Raw genomic sequence first — 21540 nt, 5'->3', positions numbered from 1 at the left:
TGATCAGGCCTTCACTGCTACGGCCCCGCGGAGGAACTTCAGATCTTCGTGATCGTCCTCGGTCACGTCCCTGGCCTTGAGGAAGACCACGAACAGCGCCACGAGCAGGGCGGCCCTGCCCCACACGCCGATCATCACGGCCTGCGCGGAGAAGCTGTCGTAGATCCCGGCCGGCTGACCGAACTCGATCGCCCAGAACCAGCGGAAGATGCCGATGCCCATCGCGAGGTCGACCACGAAGTACGCGAAGGCCCACATCAGCCGCACGCGCAGAAGCACGAGGAACGGCACCAGCCACAGCGTGTACTGCGGCGAGTGGACCTTGTGCAGCAGCATGAAGCCGCACAGCATCGCGCCGGACACCGCGATCCACGGGTAGGTGCCCTCGCGCCGGAACCGCATCCAGCCGTAGCCGGCGGCGATCGCGAACGAGATCAGGATCGTGATCGGCGAGATGACGCCGACCAGCGACTGCATCGCGTCGTCGCCGATGAACGGCCGCAGGCCCCAGTACCAGATCGAGTTCGTGGTGATGTCGACCCGGCGCAGCTGCTGGAACTCGAACGACGCCGCCCAGCCGTCGTAGCCCGCGATCGCGAACGGCAGGTTGACCAGCACGACCGTGATGATCGAGGCGAGCCCGACCTTGACCGCGCCGGCGACGTCGACCTTCTTGCCGTTCGGCATCTCCTGGCCGCGCCAGCCGCCGGTGGCGACGAAGAGCATCAACGGCAGCACGAAGGCGGCCGGGTAGACCTTGAACGCGAACCCGAGCCCGAGCAGCACGGACGCGACCGTTGCTCTCTCGACCAGTGGCCGGTTCCAGCGGTGCACCACGAAGACCGCGGCGACCGAGCACAGCACGACCGGCAGGTCCCAGTTGTGGAACGCGTAGAGGATCAGCGGTGGACCGATCGCCCACAGCAACGCGCGCCAGCGGGCCAGCTTGCCCAGCAACCAGCCCGTGAGCAGGCCGAACGGCGCCATCAGCAGCGACGAGTAGAGCAGGTACTCCGCGTCGTTGTGCGCGAAGATCGCACCCGCCCAGATGAGCAGGCCGGAGAGCACCGGGTACTCGACCGAGCCTCCGATGAGGGTGCCCTTGTCGTTGATGTTGCCGTCGACGTACGGGAAGACGTGCCGGTCGATGTCACGCCCGATCCAGAGGTGCTGGATGTCGGAGTAGCAGACGTCTTGCTTGTTGCGCTCGTCGTAGTCGGGCTGCGTGCGGCCCCACTGGTCGAACGCGGGACCGGTGCAGCGGTCCTTGTTGATGAAGCCCAGCAGCAGCGTGAGCCCGCACAGCAGCACGAGCACGACAGCGGCGGGCCTGCCGAAGCGGTTCACGAAACGCCCGGCGTCGCCTCGCTCGGGCGTCACGCTCACCACCTCGTGCACGGTGTTCACCGCCCGGCGCGGTCGCGCAGGAAGGCGATGTCGTCGGCCTGGCCCTCGTCCGGTGTCTCCACCACGACGGGGCACCCGGCACTGGCGACCACGGCCGCCAGCTGGTCCGCGTCGATGGTGCCAGTCTTGATGTTGTCGTGCCGATCGCGCGAGGAACCGAACTCGTCGCGCGAGCTGTTGAGGTGCACCAGGTCGATCCGGCCGGTGATCGCCTTCACCCGATCGACGATGCCGACCAGGTCCTCACCGGCGGCGAACGCGTGGCACGTGTCGAGGCAGAAGCCCGCGCCGAACTCGCCGACCGCGTCCCAGAGCAGCTTGAGGGAGTCGAACGTGCGGGCCATGGCGCCGTCGCCGCCCGCGGTGTTCTCGATCAGGACCGGGACCGCGAAGCCGCCGTCGGCGACCTGGCGTTCGAAGAACTTGCGCCAGTTCGCGAAGCCCTCCGCCGGGTCCTCGCCCTTCGTGACGTGCCCGCCGTGCACGATCAGGCCCTTCGCGCCCACGGTCGCGGCCGCCTCCGCGTGCTGGATCACGTTCTTCCTGGACGGAATCCGGATCTTGTTGTTCAGCGACGCGATGTTGATCATGTACGGGGCGTGGATGAACACCTCGAGGTCGGACGCCAGCAGGGCTTCCGTCTGCGGATGAGGTTTGGGTTTCTTCCAGCCCTGGGGATCCGACAGGAAGAACTGGACGACCTCGGCCCCGCGTTCGGCCGCGGCGCCGACCGGGTCGTCGTCGCGTACATGGGCCCCGATGCGCATACGCAGGAGGGTAGTCGGCGTCCATAACGCCATCGCAGCCGCCGCCGATAGGAGTAATTGGAAAAACTGGGGATGGTCTACGTCACCACCAGGACCTACGGTCGTTACTTGAGAGTAGGAAAGGGGTTCGCATGAGGCTGTTGAGCGTCGCCGCCACGGCGCTGCTGGCCCTCGTGTCCGCTTCGGTGGGCGGGGTCGCGCACGCGGCGGAACCCATCGTGGTCGGCAGCTGTGCCACCACCGTGCAGGGCGCGCCCGGCACCCCCGTCTCTCTCAGTCCGGCCGCCGTGACGCAGCCGATCACCGACCTGGTGCGCGCCGTCCCGTTGCTCGGGCCGCCGCTCGCGGAACCGTTCAAGCAGGCGTTCGCGCAGGCCAAACCCATGCCGATCGGTGCGGTGCAGGTCGGCACGACGACCATCAGCGGTGCCACGATCGCGAACGCCGTCATGGCGGAGGTCCAGAAGATCCCGCTGCTCGGCCCCATCCTCGGCACGCTCGACAAGACCGTCCGCGCGACGCTGACGCAGGGCTGCCAGGTGACGGTCGTCGCCGTCAACCAGGTCGTCGCGCCCGTCCAGGACGGCGCCAAGGCCGTCGCGGACGCCTCGCAGCAGGCCGTCGGCGCGATCCCCGGAGCACCGAAACCCCCTGGTCAGCAGCCTTCGCCCCAGCCGGGCACCCCGCCCGGTCAGCCCGGCACCCAGCCAGGCGTTCCCGGCGTGGGCGCCGGCGCACCGAGCAACCGCGACTTCTCGCTCTACCCGATCGGCTCGAACTTCGGCCGCGTGCCGCTGTTCAGCTACGGCTCGCTGCCGTTCGCGATGCCCGGCCTGTACTCGCCCTCACCCGGCGTTCGGTACGGCTCGCAGGTGCCCCGCGCGTCCAACGGCACCGGTGTCGAGGGTGACTTGGTGCAGGCGGCCGGCCGCGCGACGGCGTTGCCCCGGCTGAGCGGTCCCGGCGGTGTCGGCGCTCCGGTGCTGGTCGCGGTGCTGCTTCTGGCCCTGGTCACGGGTGCGCTGGTGCGGACCTGGGTGCTCCGCCGCACCCCTGCGTAGTCGCCGGACGCGCTCTGTTAACCTTTGTCAGTTGCTGACGCGACGACCCTCCTGCCACGGAAAGCCCGTGGCCGCGAGTCCACAGGAGGTGAGTGGTCCTCATGCGTCATTACGAAGTGATGGTCATCCTCGACCCCAGTCTCGACGAGCGCACGATCGCGCCGTCTCTCGACACGTTCCTCAACGTCATCAAGACGTCGGGCGGCAACGTCGAGAAGGTTGAAGTCTGGGGCAAGCGCCGGTTGAGCTTCGAGATCAACAAGAACAGCGAGGGCATCTACGCGGTGCTCGACCTGACCTCGACGCCTGACGCGGTGAAGGAACTGGACCGCCAGCTCGGTCTGCAGGAGACGGTGCTCCGGACGAAGGTCCTGCGCCGCGAGCCCGCCAAGTCGGCCGTCAAGGCCTGACGAACCTGAATTAGGGGAGCTCCCAAGACATGGCTGGTGAGACGACGATCACGGTAGTCGGGAACCTGACTGCCGACCCCGAACTGCGCTTTACCCAGTCCGGTGCGGCGGTGGCCAGCTTCACGGTCGCCTCCACACCCCGCACGTTCGACAAGAATTCGGGCGAGTGGAAGGACGGCGAAGCGCTGTTCCTGCGGTGCAACGTGTGGCGGCAGGTCGCCGAGAACGTGGCCGAGTCGCTCACCCGCGGTTCGCGAGTGCTCGTCTCCGGACGGTTGCGCCAGCGTTCCTTCGAGACGAAGGAAGGCGAGAAGCGCACTGTCGTGGAGCTGGAGGTCGACGAGATCGGCCCCTCGCTGCGCTACGCGACCGCGAAGGTCAACAAGGTCAGCCGTGGAGACGGCGGCGGTGGCGGCGGCTTCGGCGGCGGCGGCGGTCAGCAGTCTCGTGGCGGTGGCGGTGGCGCGCCGGCAGACGACCCGTGGGGTTCCGCCCCGCCGGCCGGCTCTGGTGGCTTCGCCGACGAGCCCCCCTTCTAGACCGACTGCACCGGTCATCCAGTACTTCATTCACTGCGTATCCAGGAGTTAGAGACACATGGCCAAGCCGCCTGTGCGCAAGCCCAAGAAGAAGGTTTGCGCCTTCTGCAAGGACAAGAGCGCGAACCTGATCGACTACAAGGACACGACGCTGCTTCGGAAGTTCATCTCCGACCGCGGCAAGATCCGTGCCCGCCGCGTCACGGGCAACTGCTCGCAGCACCAGCGCGACGTCGCTGTTGCCGTGAAGAACGCCCGTGAGATGGCCCTGCTGCCCTACACCTCGACCGCTCGCTAAGAGAAGGAGACACTGCGATGAAGCTCATCCTCACCGCTGACGTTTCCGGCCTTGGCGCTCCCGGCGACATCGTCGAGGTCAAGGACGGCTACGGCCGCAACTACCTGCTCCCGCGTGGCTTCGCGATCGTCGCGACCCGTGGCGCGCAGAAGCAGATCCAGGTCATCACCCGCGCGCAGGACACCCGCCGCGTGCGCGACCTGGACCACGCCAAGGAGATCAAGACCGCGCTCGAGGGTCTCTCCGTGGAGCTCAAGGCCAAGGCCGCCGCCGGCAGCACCAAGCTGTTCGGCTCGGTCACCGCGTCGGACGTGGCGGCTGCCGTCAAGTCCGCCGGTGGTCCGGTCCTGGACAAGCGCGCCATCGAGCTGCCGGGTCACATCAAGACCACGGGCAAGCACTCGGTCACGGTTCGCCTCCACCCCGAGGTCACCGTCGCCCTGCCGCTCGTCGTGACCGCGGGCGAGTAACTCGGTTCCGTGAGACGGGCCAAGGCTGCTCGCCTTGGCCTCACTCCGGTGTCGATTGCGGGGGCGACCCCGCAGACCCGGAGATCTCGTCAGGCGTGACCTCCGCCGAGTAGCGAGCTCTGCTCGCCGCTGACGCGGCTTCGCAGGGCTCGGCTTCGGGTGTTCGTTGCGGGAGCTCCCGCAGACCCCGGCGCCACACGTTGGTGGGGTTCGCCCACGGTTCGGTTTGCTGAAGCGCTGCCTACCCGGAATGCTCCGGGTGGGTGGCGCTTTCGCTCGTTCGGACCAGTGCCGCTCTGTCCACGTCCTGTGGATAAACCGCGCGTTCAGCGTGGCCACGACACGCCGAAGAGGGTGTTTTTCGCGACACGCCGAGGGTGTGGCGCACAACTTTTTCCACAACTTGTGCACAGCCACTGAGCTGCGGTTACTTCTGTCACTCCACCGGTTGTCAACAGGTTGTCCCCAGCGTCGCGACCCCTGTGAGCATCCATCCACAGGTTGTCCCCCAGTTGTCCACAGGACGATCCACACGCTGGTTTGCTTGCTCCGGACGGGTCCCTCTAGCGTCGCGACCAGGGCAAGGCCATCGCACAGCGTGGCCGCCCGAAATTGTCGGTGCCTCGCGGTACAACTAGGGGACTCACGCACCGGCTTTCGACTCTTCGCAGGGGTGATTCAGCAGTGGCGCTCGTGGACGACCGGGGCATGGCGGAGCCCGCATTCGAGCGTCAACCGCCGCAGGACCTCGCCGCGGAGCAGTCCGTTCTGGGCGGCATGCTGCTGTCGAAGGACGCGATCGCGGACGTCATCGAGGCGCTCGCGCCGAACGACTTCTACCGCCCGGCGCACCAGGCGATCTACGACTGCATCCTCGACCTGTACGGCCGCGGCGAACCGGCCGACCCGATCACCATCTCGGCCGAGCTCGAACGCCGCGGCGAACTGCTGCGCGTGGGCGGCGCGCCGTACCTGCACACGTTGATCGCGACGGTCCCGACGGCCGCGAACGCCGGCTACTACGCCGAGATCGTCGCCGAGAAGGCGGTGCTGCGCCGTCTCGTCGAGGCGGGCACCCGCATCGTGCAGCTCGGGTACAACGGTGCCGAGGGCGCGGACGTCGACGAGGTGGTCGACCGCGCGCAGGCCGCGATCTACGAGGTCACCGACCGCCGCACCACCGAGGACTACGTCGCCCTCGAGGACCTGCTCCAGCCGACGATGGACGAGATCGACGCGATCGCGTCCCGGGGCGGCATCTCGCAGGGCATCCCCACGGGCTTCGCCGACCTCGACGCACTGACCAACGGCCTGCACGGCGGTCAGATGATCATCGTCGCCGCCCGTCCCGGTGTCGGCAAGGCGCTGGCACTGGACACGCCGCTGCCCACCCCGTCCGGCTGGACGACGATGGGCGAGGTCTCCGTCGGGGAGTTCCTGATCGGCGCCGACGGCCGCCCGACCCGAGTGGTCGCGGCGACCGAGGTGATGACGGGCCGCCCGTGCTTCGAGGTCGAGTTCTCCGACGGCACGGTCATCGTGGCCGACGGCGAACACCAGTGGCTGACGGAGTCGTGCAGCGAGACCGGCGGCTTCTGGGCGATCCGCACCACCGCGCAGCTGTTCGAGCGCGTCGGCGTGTGCCGCATGTTCGTGCGCCTGTCCGCAGCCTGGGACCTGCCTTCGGTCTCGTTGCCGCTGTCGCCGCGTTCGCTCGGCCTGTTCCTCTCGGGCCTGGGCGACCTGGAACTGACCGACGACGAACTGCGCGTCGCCAAGGACCTCGACCTGGCCGACGACCCGCACATCCCCGCCGCGTACCTGCGCGCGTCCCGCAAGCAGCGCGAGGAACTGCTCGCCGCCCTGCAGATCGACGGCCGCTTCGCCCGTCTGCGCAGCGACCTGGCCGAACTGATCGCGGGCCTCGGCAGGCACGACCAGGTGGAGATCGTCGCCGTGCGCCCGGTCGCCTCCGTGCCGGTGCGCTGCGTCGAGGTCGACAACCACGACCACCTGTACCTCGCGGGCAAGACGATGATCCCGACCCACAACTCGACGCTGGGCCTGGACTTCGCCAGGTCGTGCTCCGTCAAGCACGGCATGACCAGCGCCATCTTCAGCCTGGAAATGAGCCGCACCGAGATCGTCATGCGCATGCTCTCCGCCGAGGCGCGCATCCGCCTGAGCGACATGCGCGGCGGCACGATGAGCGACGACGACTGGACCCGCCTGGCCCGCCGCATGAGCGAGATCAGCGAGGCCCCGCTCTTCGTCGACGACAGCCCGAACCTGACGATGATGGAGATCCGGGCCAAGGCCCGCCGCCTCAAGCAGCGGCACGACCTCAAGCTCGTGGTCGTCGACTACCTCCAGCTGATGTCGTCGGGCAAGAAGACCGAGTCGCGCCAGCAGGAAGTCTCGGAGTTCTCGCGAAACCTGAAGCTCATCGCCAAGGAGCTCCACGTCCCGGTCATCGCGATCTCCCAGCTGAACCGTGGTCCTGAACAGCGAACCGACAAGCGCCCGATGCTCTCCGACCTCCGAGAGTCAGGCTCCCTGGAGCAGGACGCCGACATGGTCATCCTGGTCAACCGCCCGGACGCCTGGGAACGAGACGACCCGCGCGCCGGCGAGGCCGACCTGATCATCGCCAAGCACCGCGCGGGCCCGACCGCGACCATCGTCGTGGCGCACCAGCTGCACTACAGCCGCTTCACCGACCTGGCCCAGACCTGAGCAACGCCCCGCGCCGCGCGGGGATGCGACGTCAGGACCGGAGTCAGGGTCCCGGCAAAGTCTCGGCTGGCGATCCGGCTGCTGGCGCGTGCGAGTACCACCAGCTCAAGATCAACAAGCACTTCCCGCTACCAACCGGCCTTCGCCACACCACACGCCCTGGGCGGAACTCGGGTTGGCCGGTACATCGGCAGCGCCGCGTCTGAGTTGGGCGGCGCGTTGGCTGGAAGGCACCCCTGCGTTGAACCCTGCATTCCGGGAAGCTGGGCGCCTCCGGCGTCCGTGACTTTCCGCAGCACGCCGATCGGGGCGGCGAGGTTGTTGTTCGAGCGGATGGACTCACCCGTGCGGGGCTGATCGTCGCGCCGGTGCTGGTCAACAGCCCTGGCCTCGGCTAGAACCGGACTGTGCTGCACGACCCGCTCACAGGCCTGCCCGGACACGCGCTGCTGCTCGATCGCCTGGAGCAGGCGCTCATCCGCGCCCGCACACGCGGCACGCTCGTGACGCTGGTCCTGGTCACGGGGCCGGACGACGTGCTGACCGCGGCGAAGACTCTGCGGCAAGGGTTGCGGCCCGACTTCACGGTCGCGCGCTACGGGGACTCGGTGCTGGCGGTGCTGGCCGAGCACGACTTCGGGGACGGGGCGCCGATCGCGGAGTTGATCCGGCAGATCGTCGGGGAACGGCCGCACGTCCACTGGGTGACGAGTGACGGCGATGCGGAGCCACAGAACGTTCTCTCAACAGCACAAACACCCCCCGCACGGCACTGAGCCCCAGCGACAACGTCTGTCGCTGGGGCTCAGTTTCTTACCGGAGGAGGGTGTTACAACTGCGGGGTGTTACAGCGAGCCGGTCACCGTCTGGAACAGGTTGGCCGGGTCGATCATGGCGAGCGCCGGGGCGTTGAACGGCAGCTGCGGCAGCGCGCGCTCGTCAGCCTGCGGCGCGAGGCCCTGGGTCGGGTTCAGGTTCAGACCCGAGAGGGAGGCCGGGCCGTCGACGGGCAGCGTGGGCAGCGAGCGCTCGGTGGGCAGCGCGGGCAGCTGCACCGGCACCGGCAGGGCCGGGGCGGTGATCGGGAGGGACGGCAGCGAGCGCTCGGTGGCGCCGGCCGGGATCAGACCCTTCGCGGCCTCCAGCACCTGGCCGAGGGGCAGGCCCTGGACGTTCGGCGTGAGGCCGGCGGTGCCGCCGTTGACCGGCAGAGCGGAGCGCTCCTGCGCCACCGCGGGCAGCGCCGGGGTGGGCAGCTGGCCGGCCAGAGCCGCCAGGTCAGCCGGGTTCGGCAGCTGGTTCACGGGCAGCTTGCTGTCGAGGCCGTGGAACGTCGGAACCTCGTTGGCCTTCAGCAGGCTGTCGACGCCCTTGGGGAGCTCCAGGCCCTTGAGCTGCGCGGCACGCAGGGTGCCATCGGTGTCCTCGCCGGTGAGCTGCGTGTCGTCGCTCGTGCCCAGCGTGGTCGCCTGGCCGACGACCTCGACGGGGATGCGCGCGACCTTGGCAGCGGCCTCGACCGGAACGGTCATCTCGCGGGCGGACAGCGGGCCGCTGCCCTCCGTGAGCATCTCGCCACCGGCCTGGGTGTACGACGTCTTGTCCGTGACGGTCGTCGCGTTGCCCGCAGCCGCGACCGAGTCCGCGTACACGCCGGCGACGGCGTTGGCGGGGACGTGGATCAGGTTGCCGGACACCGAGGCGTCGTCGGCCGTGGAGTAGCTGTCGGCACCGGACACGACGTTGGTGTCGGACACCACGTCGGAGTTGGTGATGCCGGCTGCGGCGACCGTGTTGCCCGGGACAGCCGGGAGGACGGCCGGCTGCGCGCCGATCAGGTTGCCGGAGACCGAACCACCGTCACCGTTGCTGTTGACGTCGCCACCGGCGACGGACGACAGGTCGTTGGTGGAGAAGGCGTCGACGTTGCTGCCGCCGCCGACCGACCAGCCGAGCACCTGGGTGCCGGTGGCGACCGGAGCCGAGACGACGTTGCCCGCGATGGAGCCCTGCTCACCGGTGGTGAGAGCGTCGCCGCCGGCCTTCATGTCGGTGGCGTTGTCGCCCGTGGTCTTGTTGTTGCCGACCAGGGTGGCACCGTCGGCGAAGACCTGGGCCGGCGTCGAGGTCGGGACCTGGACGATGTTGCCGGAGGCCGAGCTCTTCTTGCCGGTCGCGTGGGGGTTGTTGCCCGCCTCGACCGTGGTGTCGTTCGACGTGTCCGAGACGGTGTTGCCGACCAGGCCGGCGGTCACCGCGAAGACCTGCGGTGCGGCCGCGGTCGGGGCGGTCACGATGTTGCTGGAGACCGTGCCGTTGTCGTCCTCGGTGTTCGGGGTACCGCTGGAGCGGACCACCTTGACCTCGTCGGCCGAACCGGTCGCCTGGCCACCGAGGGCGGCGGCGAGGCCGTAGACCTCGGCGGGCGTCGCGACGGGGGTGGACGCGATGTTGCCGGAGATGACGGAGTCGGTGCCCGTCGTGCCCTGGTAGCCCGAGGTGATCGACTTGACGTCGTTCTCGCAGGTGCCCGCAGCCTGACCGGCCAGCGTCGCACCGTTGCCGCACACGTCGATGGCCGTGGCCGGCGGGAGGTCCGCGATGTTGCCGGACAGCACCGAGTGGTCGGCGACCGTGTAGGCCTCGCCGCCCGACTTCGAGTGCGACTTGTTGGTGTGGTCGGTCAGCGCGTTGCCGACGATCGAGGCGCCGTTGCCGCCCGCGGAGGTCGGCAGCGCGACCGGCGCGCCGGCGATGTTGCCGGACGCCGTGGAACCGTCGCCGAACGTGTGGATGATGCCACCGGCGATCGACTCGTTGGTCGTCTCGCTGACGGCGGTCGCGTTGCCACCGGCGGCGGCGGCGTTGTCGTCGACCGTGACGGGGCCCGAGAGGGCGGGCGCCACGACGTTGCCGGCGAGCGTGGCCGGGTCGCCGTTGGTGTCGGTCTTGCCACCGGCGTACGCGGTGCCGGACTGCACCGAGTCGGTGGTGGCGTTGCTCGCGGCGGCGGCCGCGTTGCCGTTGACCTCGGCCAGCGGGGCCAGGGCGAGGGGCACGGCGTTGCCGGAGATCGAGCTGTTCTTGCCGCTCGTCAGGACGTCGCCCTCGGAGGAGGCGAACGTGTCGGCGGTCGAGTTGGCGTCGGCGATGCCGGCCGCACCCACACCGTTGCCGGTGATCTGGACCGGGGTCGCGCCGTGCTCGGCGACGACGTTGCCGGAGATGGCGCCCTTGTCACCGTTGGTGGTGATGTCGCCGCCGGTCGTGGAGACCTGCTGTGCGTCGGTGTTGGTGGTGGCGTTGCCGCCCGCCGCGATCGCGTTGCCGGTCAGCTGGACCGGGAGCACGTGGTTGACGGCGACGACGTTGCCGGCGAGAGCCTGGCCCGCGCCATCGGTGACGATCGTGCCGTCGCGGTGCGTGTTCTGGGAGCAGTCGCCGGTCGCCTCGGTGTTGGCGAGAACCGCGATCGCGTTACCGCAGATGTTGATCGGCACATCGACGTGCGCCTGGATCGTGTTGCCGCGCACCAGGTTCTGGAGCGGGGTGCCCTGAAGGCGCTCGCCGGCCTGACGGACCAGCGGGTTCGCGACGGGCGCTGCCGTGCGGGTGGGCACCGCGCTGGTGACGCGGTCCGTGCTGATCGTCCGGTCCACCTTGGGGACCGTGATCTCCTTGACCGGGGTGGCCAGCTTGTTCTGGTCGGCCTTGATCGGAACAGCGGCCGCGACGTCGACGGCCGGAGGCGCTGCGTCCGGGTCGACGTTCTCCTGGGCAGAAGCGATGCCCGTACCGAGCATCAGCAAACCACCAGTGACAAACGCGGTCTGAAGTCCGCGCTTTGCCCAGGTCTGCATTAGATCTCCTTCATCGGTTTCCCGTCGAGAAAGCGACGGGGGCTCAAGGGGGTGGGGCCGAAACGCGCAGGGGAGGGCGCGTCATCACCGGGGGAGTCGCACGCGGTGATCGACCTGTGTGAGCGCAAGAAAAAAGCGCGACGGTCGACTTCCGGACAGCCAGGGGAGGAGGCTGCCGCGGACCGCGCGCTGGAATCAGTCGGGGTTGATACCGGGCTGCTTGCCCGGCGTCACGGTGACCTCGTCAGTGGACGGCGCGAGAGCGCTCGTCGACGAGATGCCGTGAGAGTTGCCGGACGCAGCGAAGGCAGCGAACGTGCTGCCCTTGGCAGAGCCAGAACCGTCGTTGCACGAAGAGCACTGCACCGGCGCGGGGGCCGGAACGGGCAGCTTCGGGAACGGGTTGCTGGGCAGGGACGGACGCTGCTCGGAGGGCACAACGAAGTCGTTGTGCCCCAACAGATCCGTCCACGTGGCACCGGACGAGCCGGTGAACTGCGAGACCACCGGTGCCGGCGACTGTCCGGCATCGGTGGCGGGAGCCGGGATCTCCGGGAACGTCACGTCCATCGCCCGCTCGGTGGCGGGGGTGCTGGACTGACCGATCCTGGTGACCTGCGGCAGGATTCGCGCGGCGATCTGGTCGACCGCCTGGGAGACCTGCACGTCCGGCAGGGCGGCGCGAGCCTTCTCCTGCTCGGCGCGCAAGGTCTCGTCGAGCTTGTGCACTGCCTTGGCGGCGGGAACGACGACCGGCAGCTTCTCGTCCGTCTTGGCGACGAGCTTGCTGACGACGTCGACCTGCTGCCCATCAGCAGAAGGCACCGTCTCCGCGTTCGCGGCAGACGTGGTGAGCGCCCAGGCAACGGCCGTTCCCGCGATCGCCCCACCGACGGCGAGCAGCGCTCGGGTGGCGAACCGGCGGATGCCGTTCGCTCCCGTCTTCGCTCGCATGTCAGCGGACAACGCAGGAAACCTCGCTACTCGGTGGCACTCAAGGGATTCGCCGACGATCAACGTGATCAAGTCGACGTCGGCGACTCTGCCAGTCCATCCACCCCGAATGCACGCTCTGAGCGCTCGGTTAACTACATCGTGTGAACGCCGCTCTGGGACTCACACCCGCTTCAGCACGCGTGCCGCACCCGCCGCCGCAGTCGACGCGAGCACCCAGCCCACGGCCACGAGCAGCGAAGATATCCACTGCGAGGCGCCCGTGAACTGCCACTTGCCGTCGTGGCCGAAGTCGATGATCGGGATCAGCAGGTCGAGCGCGAGCAGTGACGCGTTCCAGACCGGGTCCTCGTCCTGGTTGAGCTTGACCATCGGGTGCCAGTTGAACCACAGCGCGCCGAACAGCCAGAAGACGCCGAGCCAGCAGATCGCGAGCCACGGCCGGTAGCCGTAGCCGACGGTGAACCGCTGCACCACGCCCCAGACCCGCCCGGCACGGCCGAGTTCGGAGTAGCGGCGGCGTTGTTTCTCCAGCTGGACCTTCTGCGCGAGCTCCTCCTCGCCGCCCTGCTGATAGACGGCGGCGAGCTGTTCGTACGGTCCTGGCGCGAAGTCGGGTTGCACCTTGAGCAGCCACTTGAGGCGCGTCTGCACCGGCACGTCGGGGTCGGCGGTGATGCCGGCGAACTCGAAGTCGTCCACGGCGACGCCGCCCTCGGCGTCCCACAGCCCTGGCCCGTCGGTCACCGACACCGCTTTGAGGCGGCTCAGCACGACCTTGCCCTTGGGCTGCTGGCCCTCGGGGATGTGCAGGCGGAACTGGTGGACGGTGAGGCCGTAGGCGTTCAACGCGATGTCCGCGGCGGTCGAGCCGAGGTGCGAGTTGCTGAACGTCGCCATCTTGCCGACCTCGCCCAGCCGGATCCGCACGCCGCCGACCGCGGTGAACCCGCGGCTGCACAGGAGGTCCTTGCCGATCGTGATGGCGCGGGCGTCCAGCGACGGCTTCTGCGTGCCGTTCGCGCGCAGCCTCGGCAGGGTCAGTTCGGCGCCGGACATGTCGAGCGTCGAGCCGATGTTCGCGTTCTGGAGACGGACCGAGCCCTTGGCCCGCAGCTCGCGCAGGAAGAGCGTGCCGCCGATCTGGAGGCGGTCGGCGAACAGGACGTCGATGCCGGGCCCGTGCAACGACACCCCGGACATGCTGGCGCTGCCGTTGATGGTCGCGTTGGACAGCCGGACCTGGCCGTAGGTCTGCAACGCGAGCGAACGGGCGCCCGCGCCGTTGACCGCGCTGCGCGCCTCGACGTCGCCGCGGACCTGAAGGCCGTCCGCGTGCAGGGCGACCGGGATGCGGTTCGTGACGTCGCCGGCGAGTTCCTCGGCGATCTCCCGCGGCCCGATCACCGCGCCGGAGAGCCGGAGGTAGCCGCCGATGCTCGCGTTGGGCAGCCGGACCGTGCCCTCGCTGGTGAAGCCGTCGTCGAGCTCGACGTTGCCCTCGACCCGGATGCGGTCGGCCACGAGCGTCGCGGCCTCGTCGGCCGATCCGTGCGGCAGGACCAGCACCTGGTTGTCGACGCGGTGGGCGGAGTGCAGGCGGGCGCCGGTGAACTCGACGTTCCCGCCGACGCGCGCGCCGTCGAACAGCACCCGGCCGTCCGCGTTGAAGCGGCCGCCCTCGGCGTTGCAGAAGACGTTGCCCGCGACGACGATCCCGGACGCGTCGAGCGCGTCCTTGCCCGTGTTGATCAGGCGGGCGCCGCCGAGGTGGACGCTGCCGCCGATCGCCGCACCCCTGAGCCGGACCTCGCCCTGTGCGCGCATCGCGATGGCCTGGACGGATCCGCTGACCCGCAGCCGTGCGCCCAGGAGTGCGTGGTCGGTGTTGCTGCGCAGGACCGCGCCGGCGAGCCGGAGCGTGCCGTCGACGGCGGCGTCGGTGAGGTCGACGGTGCCGGTGCAGGTGAAGCCGGCTTCGAGGACCAGGTCGCTGAAGACGCGAAGGTTGCGGCCCTGAAGGCCGGGGACGCGGGTGCCGCGCAGCCGGAGCCCGATGAGGCGGGCCATGCGGAGGTCGAGCGACTCCTCGAAGGTGCAGTGGGTGAGGTCGATGACCCGCGTGACGCGGGTGCCCTCCAGTTCGAACCTGCCGGTGATCCGCGCGTTTCGGAGCCGCAAAGCGGGCAATCCTTTGCGCGGCACCCGGTACATGCCGGTCAGGAGACCGGTGAGCACCTCGCCGCGAACGCTCTGTCCGGTCAGGTCTGTCTCGGTACCGCCCGCGTAGGCCCCTGCGACCTGGCGCTCGACTTCGGTCAAGTCTTCCGGCTTGATCACTTCGTCCTCCCCTGACGAGTCGGATCATCCCTTCTGGAGTTCCGGCTTGGCGAGGGTTCGAACAGTTACCGTGAGGTCCATGAGCGCGCCGGAGTCGGAGATCAGCAACCGCGTTCCCCTGCTGCTACGGGTGAGCGCCGCCCTGAGCTGGCGATTCGTCGTCGTGATCGCCGCGCTGTACGTGGTGGCCTACGCACTGAGCTTCCTCGCGTCGATAGTGATCCCAGTCGCTATCGCTCTGCTGCTGGCCGCACTGCTGTCGCCCGGCGTGGCGAAACTCGTCGAGTGGCGGGTGCCGCGCGGCGTGGCGACGACCCTGATGATGATCATCGGCATCGGCGTGCTCGGCGGCGTGCTGACGTTCGTGATCAGCGAGTTCTCCCGGGGCCTGCCCGAACTTCAGACGCAGGTGGCGGCCTCGCTCGACACGATCCAGACGTGGCTGAAGGACGGGCCCGCGCACCTGTCCGACCAGCAGTTGCAGAACTACATCAACGAGATCGTGAAGACGATCAAGGAGAACCAGGCCGAGATCACGTCCGGCGCGTTGACCACCGCGGCGACCCTGGGCGAGTTGCTCACCGGGCTGTTGCTCGCGCTGTTCACCCTCATCTTCTTCTTGCACGACGGCGACGGGATCTGGCGCTTCGTGACGCGTGCGGTGCCTCGCGACGTGCGTCAGCGTGTCGACGTGGCCGGCCGCCGCGGGTTCGGCTCTCTCGTTTCTTATGTGCGCGCTACGGCTGTGGTCGCGATCGTCGACGCCGTTGGTGTTGGTGTCGGCTTGGCGATCATCGGTGTGCCGCTCGTGGTGCCGCTGTCCGCGTTGGTGTTCCTCGGCGCGTTCATCCCCATCATCGGTGCGGTGTTCACGGGTGCCGTGGCGGTGTTGATCGCGTTGGTGACCAACGGGCCTATTGCGGCTCTTGTCGTGCTGGCCGTGCTCATCGGCGTGATGCAGCTGGAGTCGCACGTGCTGCAGCCGTTGTTGCTGGGCCGTGCGGTCAAGCTGCACCCGTTGGCCGTGGTGCTGGCGATCGCGGGCGGGTTGGTGACCGGGGGCATCGCCGGGGCGTTGCTGGCCGTGCCGTTGCTGGCGGTGCTGAACTCCGGGATCCGGTCGCTGGTGTCCGACTCGGACGCGGTGCAGAAGCCGGAAAAGGTGGACGTGCTCAATCCGCAGGACACGGCGCCGAAGGACGACAAGAGCGAACGGGTCAAGGAGCTCTAAGGCCGTGCGGACAGCACTAAGAGGACCGAGTTCCTCCTCGGTCCTCTTAGTACGGTGAAGCGACCTCAGGTCAGATCTTGCCCGCCAGCACGTCGGCCAAGGTGACGCGGGACGACTTGTAGTTCGCCGCCGAGCCCTTCTCTCCCGAGTCCTTGGCCGGGACGTACGCCGAGCGGATCGGCAGGCCGTTCCCGGCGTCGATGCTGATCACGTGCGAACCGGTGGACGCCAGCAGCAGGGCCGGCCCCGCGGTGAGGGTGATCGCGGCCTGGCCGTCGACGTCGGCGTTGGCGATGGTCACGTCCTTGAGGGTGGCGAGGAGCTTGAGCACGCCCTCGCGGACCTCAGGGTTGGCGGCGCCGATCAACATCGCGTACGTGGTGTTGTGCCACAGGGAGTTGTTGACGCGGTCCTCCAGCTCCTTGCCGGTCGGGCGCGGCTTGGCGGGGGGCACCTCCATGCCCTTCTTTTGGAAGATCTCGGCGTTGGCCGCGAGGGCCTTCTCCCACTCCTTGTCCGCCTCGGCGTCGCTCAGGCCGAGGCCCAACGGGTTGCCCGCGGCGGTGACCATCGCGACCTTGGCCTTCTCCAGGTCACCGGTCGCGGCCAGGCGGGCCGCCGACAGCACGTTCCTGTCGAACGGCCGGGCCTGGTCGTCGTTCTTCTTGGCCGTCTCCGACAGGTTCTTCAGCGAGTCGCCCACGAAGATCGGGCCCTTGTCGGTGTAGAGGCTGTACGTGACGTACGGCGACCCGTCCGGCATGGGCTTGGTGATGACGACCAGCGAGGAGTCGCCGGTGAGCGGGCCCGCCGCCGCCTTGACCTCGGAAGCCAGCTTCAGCAGCGGGGAGTCGACCACCACCGGCTGCGGGGCCGCCACCACCGGGGTGCCGGTCGGGACGCTGGTGCTCGTCGTCCCCATCACCACGGCCGTCGCCACGGCCGCCGCGCCGATGGCGGCGACGCTGAGCTTCGGCCAGGAGACCCAGCGCTTCGGCCGCAGGACCGGAGCGGGCTCCGCCATTGCCTCCTGCAGTGCCGTCCGGGCGCTGTCGTAGGCCTGGGGGCCGGGGGATGGCACGTCACGAAGGTTCTTCATCAAATCCATCTCATCCATGGGTTGTTCTTTCACGTTGTCGGTACCTGCAGCAGCGCGGTGACCTCTGGCGCGTCGCGAAGTGCCTTGCGCGCCTGGTGCAACAGGCGTCGGGCCGTGCCCGCGGGCAGGTCGAGCACCCGCCCGGCCTCGGCGACGGTCAGGTCCTCCCAGGCGACCAGGCCCAGCACCTCGCGCTCGTCCGGCTTGAGCCGTGCCAGTGCCTGCCGCAGCAGTGCCTGCGTGTCCACGCGGGCGTCCACCGCCGGCCAGGGGTCCCATCCGCCCGCCTCGCGGACGATGTCCGACGCCGGCACTTCCGCCGGTTCGGTCCGCCAGTGCCGGCGCAGCTTGTTGAGCGCGACGCCGTACAGCCATGGCCGGGCCTCGGGGTACGAGCGGTCGTAGCTCGCACGAGACTCGTAGGCGGCCACCCAGACGTCGCCGAGCACGTCCTCCGCCGTCTGCCGCCCCACTCGGCGCGCCAGGTAGTTTCCGATCGCGGTTTCGTGGCGGCTGATCACTTCCACGAAGGCGTTGGTGTCTCCGCGCAGCGATCTGCCGATCAGTTCCGCGTCTGACGACATGAAGCTCCTCGGGGTTCGCTTCGCCCTTTCACCCCGTATTTGCCAACGCGCGCCAAAAGCGTTCAGGTTGCTTCGATGTCAGGGAAGACCGCTGGTCAGGCCATCGACACGAGGTTGCGGCCGTAGGCCTTGGCCGCCAGCAGTGCCGCGTCGGCCGCGACCAGCAGGTCCGGCAGCTCGTACCCGAACCGGGTCGTCGTGGACACCCCGATGGACACAGTCAGGCCGTGCAGCTCGTGCGGCTTGCCGTCGGTGGCCATCGTCGGCACGCGAAGAGCCTCGACGGCCTTGCGCACACGTTCGGCGACGTACTCGGCCTCGTCCGAGGTGGCCTCGGGCAACAGCACCACGAACTCCTCGCCCCCGAACCGGCCGACCAGGTCTCCTCGGCGGACGGTGCCGCGCAGCAGCAACGAGATCGCGGCCAGGGCCGCGTCGCCTGCCAGGTGGCCCACCTCGTCGTTGACGCGCTTGAAGTGGTCGAGGTCGAGGAGCATGACGGCCATCGGGCGGGTGCGGCCGGAGGCCTTGGTCAGTTCGTAACGGGCTCGGCTGTCCCAGTGGACGGCGTTGGCCAGGCCGGTCTTGGCGTCGCGCTGGGCCGATCGGCGCCATTGCGGGAGTTGGGCTGCCCGCTCCAACAGCGCCAGAGGTGGGCCGGCGATGAGGGCGTGGATGGCGTTCGCTTCCGCCACGCAGCCCATGAGGCCACCGATCGACACGGCGACTATGCCCAGGATGGCGTCGATGGGCTCGCCGACGTTCTCCTCGAACGTGGCGGAGGGGCTGCGCAGCTTCAGGCCGAACGAGATCAGGCCCGCGCGCAGGATCAGCAGCAGGGCCGCGCCCAGGGCGAGGATCAGGAGGTTGGCGTGCGGGTCCGCCCAGCCGAGCACGTAGCGGGTGGTGAAGACGGCCAACGCCGTGGCGCTCAGGGTGAACAGCCAGCGGTGGGTCTCCGGGCGTTGGGCCAGGAGGCAGTGCAGGGCGGGGCCGAAGAGGAGCAGCACCAGGAGGTTCGGGGGGAGGGCCAGGATGCCCGCCGTCAGGTAGCAGAGGTGGGCTGCCCACGGGTTGCGCTCGGTCTCACCGAGGCGGTGGCTGTAGATGGAGCTGCCGATGATCACCGCGCCCGCCGTGCCCGCGATCGCGGCGAACCTGGCGATTTCGGAGGGTGACGGCGTTTCGGAGGAAACGATCGTGTAGACGACGGTGGCGAACGCCGCCATGTCGATCAGCAACCAGTAGCAGAGCGCAGGCCGCCGCAAAGTCCACACCGGCCAGTCCCGCACCTGCATCGCCCTCCCCCGAACCCGGAGAGCGTCGCACATTCCTCCGTTCGGCAGAAGACGGCCACCTGGGGGTTAGCCAGCACACGTTCACGCGGCAGGATGGTGTCCGAAAGGAGCACAGCGTGCGCAAAGAGCCTGCCGAACGTGTGACGAAGGTGATCGACGACCCGGCCACGCCCCTGTGGCGCGGGACGATTGCGCTACGCATAGTCACATTCCTCTTCGCTGCGGCGAACGTCATCGCGAACCAATCCGGTTACGTACGGCCGTGGCTCGCGTGGACCACGCTCGGGGTGATGGCGCTGTGGTCCGTCTTCACCAGCCGCGCGTACAGCACGACGTGGGGCAGGCGGTGGCCGCTCGTACTCGTCGACCTGGCCCTGATCTGCGGTCTCATGTCGCTCTCGCCGCTGATCATGTCCGACCACCAGCTGCTGACGCTGAACGTCCCGTTGATCACGACGATCTGGGCGTGTGTGCCGGCGGTCGCACTGGGTGCGCTCGGCGGGGCCTACGCGGGCTTCGCGGGCGGGCTGGCGGTCGGTCTCTCCACCTATCTGTCCAAGGGCGTGCCGAGCCTCGACCTGCTGCGCGACGTCGTGCTGCTGGCCGGCGCGGGCATGGTCGTCGGCATGGCGTCGGCGACCGCACGACGTTCGGCGGTGTTGCTCGCCCAGGCCTTGAGGGCCGAAGCGGCAACGGCCGAACGAGAGCGCCTTGCCCGTTCGATTCACGACAGCGTCCTGCAGGTGCTGGCCCGCGTGCGCAAGCGCGGCCTCGAAGTCGGTGGCGAGGCGGCAGAGCTGGCCAAGATGGCGGGCGAGCAGGAGGTGGCGCTGCGGAATTTGGTGGCCGCCGCACCTGCCGACTCCACTGTGGACGGAGAGATCGACCTGCGGCCCGGCCTGCAACTGCTCGCCACGCCCAGGATCCAGGTGTCGACGCCCGCCACCCAGGTGATGTTCGAGGCCCCGGCGGCCGGCGAGCTCACGTCGCTGGTGCGCGAGGCGCTGTCCAACGTGGACAAGCACGCCGGCGAGGACGCGCGGGCCTGGGTGCTGCTGGAAGACCTCGGGGAGGAGATCGTGCTGAGCGTCAGGGACGATGGTCCTGGCATCCCGGAAGGCCGGATCGCGTCGGCTGCCGCGGAAGGCAGGATGGGGATCGAGAAGTCGATCAAAGGCCGGGTGGAGTCGCTCGGCGGAACGCTGGAGCTCCAGACCGGGCCGGGGGAGGGCACGGAATGGGAGGTTCGGGTGTTCAGGAAGGGGGCGGCAGGATGACGGTCTCGGTGATGGTCGTGGACGACCACCCGATGTGGCGTGACGGCGTGGCGCGCGATCTCCAGGAGCGGGGCTTCGAGGTGGTGGCGACCGCGAGCGACGCGCCCTCGGCCGTGCGCATCGCGAAAGCCGTGCGGCCCAACGTGGTCCTGATGGACCTCAACCTCGGCGAACTCTCCGGGGTCGACGCCACCCTGATGATCACCACTGAACTGCCGGACACGCGCGTGCTCGTGCTGTCCGCGTCCGGCGAGCACGACGACGTGCTCCAGGCCGTGAAGGCGGGCGCGTCCGGATACCTCGTGAAGTCCGCGTCCTCGGAGGAACTGGTCGAGGCCGTGTCCCGCACCGCCGCCGGGGACGCCGTGTTCACCGCGGGCCTCGCGGGCCTGGTGCTGGGCGAGTACCGGCGCATGGCCGCCGCACCGGACGGCTCGGAAGAAAAGCCGCAGCTCACCGATCGGGAGACCGAGGTGCTGCGGCTGGTTGCCAAGGGCCTGACCGCACGACAGATCGCGAACCGCCTGGTGATCTCCCACCGCACGGTCGAAAACCACGTCCAATCGACTTTGCGGAAGCTTCAACTGCACAACCGGGTGGAGTTGGCGCGTTATGCCATCGAGCACGGTCTTGACGCCGAACCGGAGGCAGAGAAATGACAGACCCCAGAGAGTTACGCGTGTCCGATGCGGAACGTGAGCACGTCGTCACCCTGCTGAACAAGGCGGTGGGCCGCGGCATGATCACGCTGGACGAGTTCACCGTCCGCACGGACACCGCTCTCGCCGCGAAGACCCGAGCCGACCTGAACGTCGTGCTGGTCGACCTGCCCGGCATGGTCAACAACGAGCTGGCCCGCGAGCGGACCGAGCTGAAGAACACGATGAGCACCACGACCCGCAAGGGCCACTGGGTCGTGCCGAGCGAGCTCGTCATCCGCAACACCCTCGGCACCACGAACCTCGACTTCACCGCCGCCGACGTGCCACCGGTCGTCAACGTCGACCTGGACGTGTCGCTGGGCACGGTGAAGCTGCTGCTGCCGGCGGGGTCGTCGGTCAACGCCGACGCCGTCGAGATCACCGCCGGCGAACTGAAGGACAAGGTCCACAACTCCGTGGGCAACCCGCACTTCCAGCTCAGGGGCGCGGTGCGCGGCGGGACCGTGGTGATCAAGCGGAAGCGCTGATCTGCACAGCCACCTCCCAA

Annotated in this window: 19 protein-coding genes; 11 read left to right on the top strand and 8 right to left on the bottom strand. The window is 69.0% G+C overall.

Annotated elements, in window-relative coordinates; translation table 11 throughout:
* Positions 1 to 3: 3 nt before the first annotated feature.
* Together BM417_RS18565 and BM417_RS18560 are read right to left on the bottom strand one after the other, a co-directional pair.
* Positions 4 to 1380 (bottom strand): glycosyltransferase family 87 protein, encoded by a 1377-nt coding sequence (locus tag BM417_RS18565; RefSeq protein ID WP_245821990.1) that lies wholly within the window; start codon positions 1378 to 1380, stop codon positions 4 to 6.
* Positions 1381 to 1403: 23 nt separating this feature from the next.
* Positions 1404 to 2174 (bottom strand): deoxyribonuclease IV, encoded by a 771-nt coding sequence (locus tag BM417_RS18560; protein ID WP_093595238.1) that lies wholly within the window; start codon positions 2172 to 2174, stop codon positions 1404 to 1406.
* Between the two features lie 131 nt (positions 2175 to 2305).
* Here BM417_RS18560 and BM417_RS18555 point away from each other — a divergent pair, with 131 nt between their 5' ends.
* From BM417_RS18555 to BM417_RS18525, 7 genes are all read left to right on the top strand, one after another.
* Positions 2306 to 3235 (top strand): hypothetical protein, encoded by a 930-nt coding sequence (locus BM417_RS18555; RefSeq protein WP_093595235.1) that lies wholly within the window; start codon positions 2306 to 2308, stop codon positions 3233 to 3235.
* 101 nt (positions 3236 to 3336) lie between these two features.
* Positions 3337 to 3645: a 30S ribosomal protein S6 gene (rpsF, locus tag BM417_RS18550; protein ID WP_093596207.1), complete on the top strand. Its 309-nt coding sequence runs from the start codon at positions 3337 to 3339 to the stop codon at positions 3643 to 3645.
* A gap of 29 nt (positions 3646 to 3674) precedes the next feature.
* Positions 3675 to 4184, top strand: coding sequence for a single-stranded DNA-binding protein (locus BM417_RS18545; protein ID WP_093595232.1), 510 nt, complete (start codon positions 3675 to 3677; stop codon positions 4182 to 4184).
* A 58-nt stretch (positions 4185 to 4242) separates the two neighbouring features.
* The gene (gene rpsR, locus BM417_RS18540) at positions 4243 to 4482 is read left to right on the top strand and encodes a 30S ribosomal protein S18 (RefSeq protein ID WP_030465683.1); all 240 of its coding nucleotides are present in this window, start codon (positions 4243 to 4245) and stop codon (positions 4480 to 4482) included.
* 17 nt (positions 4483 to 4499) lie between these two features.
* On the top strand, positions 4500 to 4952 hold the full coding sequence (gene rplI / locus BM417_RS18535; RefSeq protein ID WP_093595229.1) for a 50S ribosomal protein L9: 453 nt from the start codon (positions 4500 to 4502) through the stop codon (positions 4950 to 4952).
* Between the two features lie 708 nt (positions 4953 to 5660).
* The gene (dnaB, locus tag BM417_RS18530) at positions 5661 to 7688 is read left to right on the top strand and encodes a replicative DNA helicase (protein ID WP_218164501.1); all 2028 of its coding nucleotides are present in this window, start codon (positions 5661 to 5663) and stop codon (positions 7686 to 7688) included.
* 407 nt (positions 7689 to 8095) lie between these two features.
* The gene (locus BM417_RS18525; protein WP_093595223.1) at positions 8096 to 8464 is read left to right on the top strand and encodes a nucleotidyl cyclase domain-containing protein; all 369 of its coding nucleotides are present in this window, start codon (positions 8096 to 8098) and stop codon (positions 8462 to 8464) included.
* Between the two features lie 69 nt (positions 8465 to 8533).
* Here BM417_RS18525 and BM417_RS49865 read toward each other — a convergent pair whose 3' ends face one another.
* From BM417_RS49865 to BM417_RS18510, 3 genes are all read right to left on the bottom strand, one after another.
* Positions 8534 to 11548 (bottom strand): beta strand repeat-containing protein, encoded by a 3015-nt coding sequence (locus BM417_RS49865; protein ID WP_093595220.1) that lies wholly within the window; start codon positions 11546 to 11548, stop codon positions 8534 to 8536.
* A gap of 195 nt (positions 11549 to 11743) precedes the next feature.
* Entirely contained in the window at positions 11744 to 12502 is a 759-nt protein-coding gene (locus BM417_RS18515; RefSeq protein ID WP_093595217.1) for a hypothetical protein, read from the bottom strand.
* Positions 12503 to 12664: 162 nt separating this feature from the next.
* Positions 12665 to 14842: a translocation/assembly module TamB domain-containing protein gene (locus BM417_RS18510; RefSeq protein WP_245821989.1), complete on the bottom strand. Its 2178-nt coding sequence runs from the start codon at positions 14840 to 14842 to the stop codon at positions 12665 to 12667.
* 79 nt (positions 14843 to 14921) lie between these two features.
* On the opposite strand from BM417_RS18510, the gene BM417_RS18505 reads away from it, so the two are divergent.
* The gene (locus BM417_RS18505) at positions 14922 to 16073 is read left to right on the top strand and encodes an AI-2E family transporter (RefSeq protein WP_093595214.1); all 1152 of its coding nucleotides are present in this window, start codon (positions 14922 to 14924) and stop codon (positions 16071 to 16073) included.
* A gap of 70 nt (positions 16074 to 16143) precedes the next feature.
* On the opposite strand, the gene BM417_RS18500 is transcribed toward BM417_RS18505, so the two are convergent.
* The 3 genes from BM417_RS18500 to BM417_RS18490 all read right to left on the bottom strand — a co-directional run bounded on the left by BM417_RS18500 (position 16144) and on the right by BM417_RS18490 (position 19054).
* A complete protein-coding gene (locus tag BM417_RS18500) occupies positions 16144 to 17172 on the bottom strand; it encodes a hypothetical protein (RefSeq protein ID WP_245821988.1) in 1029 nt (342 codons plus the stop codon).
* A 29-nt stretch (positions 17173 to 17201) separates the two neighbouring features.
* Positions 17202 to 17756: an RNA polymerase sigma factor gene (locus BM417_RS18495; protein WP_093595211.1), complete on the bottom strand. Its 555-nt coding sequence runs from the start codon at positions 17754 to 17756 to the stop codon at positions 17202 to 17204.
* 95 nt (positions 17757 to 17851) lie between these two features.
* Positions 17852 to 19054 carry a GGDEF domain-containing protein gene (locus BM417_RS18490; protein ID WP_322788970.1) on the bottom strand — a complete coding sequence of 401 codons (1203 nt, stop codon included), beginning with the start codon at positions 19052 to 19054 and terminating at the stop codon, positions 17852 to 17854.
* A 116-nt stretch (positions 19055 to 19170) separates the two neighbouring features.
* Between BM417_RS18490 and macS the strand changes: the two genes are divergently transcribed.
* From macS to BM417_RS18475, 3 genes are read left to right on the top strand one after another with little or no spacing between them, the layout of a single operon-like run.
* The gene (macS, locus tag BM417_RS18485; RefSeq protein ID WP_245821987.1) at positions 19171 to 20331 is read left to right on the top strand and encodes a MacS family sensor histidine kinase; all 1161 of its coding nucleotides are present in this window, start codon (positions 19171 to 19173) and stop codon (positions 20329 to 20331) included.
* The gene (locus BM417_RS18480) at positions 20328 to 20990 is read left to right on the top strand and encodes a response regulator (RefSeq protein ID WP_093595208.1); all 663 of its coding nucleotides are present in this window, start codon (positions 20328 to 20330) and stop codon (positions 20988 to 20990) included. The genes macS and BM417_RS18480 overlap by 4 nt, the downstream gene beginning before the upstream one ends.
* Positions 20987 to 21520, top strand: coding sequence for a DUF1707 SHOCT-like domain-containing protein (locus BM417_RS18475; RefSeq protein ID WP_093595205.1), 534 nt, complete (start codon positions 20987 to 20989; stop codon positions 21518 to 21520). The genes BM417_RS18480 and BM417_RS18475 overlap by 4 nt, the downstream gene beginning before the upstream one ends.
* Positions 21521 to 21540: the final 20 nt, after the last annotated feature.

This window comes from Lentzea waywayandensis, assembly GCF_900115955.1.
GTDB lineage: Bacteria > Actinomycetota > Actinomycetes > Mycobacteriales > Pseudonocardiaceae > Lentzea > Lentzea waywayandensis.
This window is presented reverse-complemented; position numbering and strand designations above follow the sequence as displayed.

What these genes read in the sequence shown, in the direction of transcription:
- BM417_RS18560 (WP_093595238.1), bottom strand. Translation starts at nt 2,174, where the DNA reads ATGCGCATCGGGGCCCATGTACGCGACGACGACCCGGTCGGCGCCGCG.
- BM417_RS18555 (WP_093595235.1), top strand. Translation starts at nt 2,306, where the DNA reads ATGAGGCTGTTGAGCGTCGCCGCCACGGCGCTGCTGGCCCTCGTGTCC.
- rpsF (WP_093596207.1), top strand. Translation starts at nt 3,337, where the DNA reads ATGCGTCATTACGAAGTGATGGTCATCCTCGACCCCAGTCTCGACGAG.
- BM417_RS18545 (WP_093595232.1), top strand. Translation starts at nt 3,675, where the DNA reads ATGGCTGGTGAGACGACGATCACGGTAGTCGGGAACCTGACTGCCGAC.
- rpsR (WP_030465683.1), top strand. Translation starts at nt 4,243, where the DNA reads ATGGCCAAGCCGCCTGTGCGCAAGCCCAAGAAGAAGGTTTGCGCCTTC.
- rplI (WP_093595229.1), top strand. Translation starts at nt 4,500, where the DNA reads ATGAAGCTCATCCTCACCGCTGACGTTTCCGGCCTTGGCGCTCCCGGC.
- dnaB (WP_218164501.1), top strand. Translation starts at nt 5,661, where the DNA reads ATGGCGGAGCCCGCATTCGAGCGTCAACCGCCGCAGGACCTCGCCGCG.
- BM417_RS49865 (WP_093595220.1), bottom strand. Translation starts at nt 11,548, where the DNA reads ATGCAGACCTGGGCAAAGCGCGGACTTCAGACCGCGTTTGTCACTGGT.
- BM417_RS18515 (WP_093595217.1), bottom strand. Translation starts at nt 12,502, where the DNA reads ATGCGAGCGAAGACGGGAGCGAACGGCATCCGCCGGTTCGCCACCCGA.
- BM417_RS18505 (WP_093595214.1), top strand. Translation starts at nt 14,922, where the DNA reads ATGAGCGCGCCGGAGTCGGAGATCAGCAACCGCGTTCCCCTGCTGCTA.
- BM417_RS18500 (WP_245821988.1), bottom strand. Translation starts at nt 17,172, where the DNA reads ATGAAGAACCTTCGTGACGTGCCATCCCCCGGCCCCCAGGCCTACGAC.
- BM417_RS18495 (WP_093595211.1), bottom strand. Translation starts at nt 17,756, where the DNA reads ATGTCGTCAGACGCGGAACTGATCGGCAGATCGCTGCGCGGAGACACC.
- BM417_RS18490 (WP_322788970.1), bottom strand. Translation starts at nt 19,054, where the DNA reads ATGCAGGTGCGGGACTGGCCGGTGTGGACTTTGCGGCGGCCTGCGCTC.
- BM417_RS18480 (WP_093595208.1), top strand. Translation starts at nt 20,328, where the DNA reads ATGACGGTCTCGGTGATGGTCGTGGACGACCACCCGATGTGGCGTGAC.
- BM417_RS18475 (WP_093595205.1), top strand. Translation starts at nt 20,987, where the DNA reads ATGACAGACCCCAGAGAGTTACGCGTGTCCGATGCGGAACGTGAGCAC.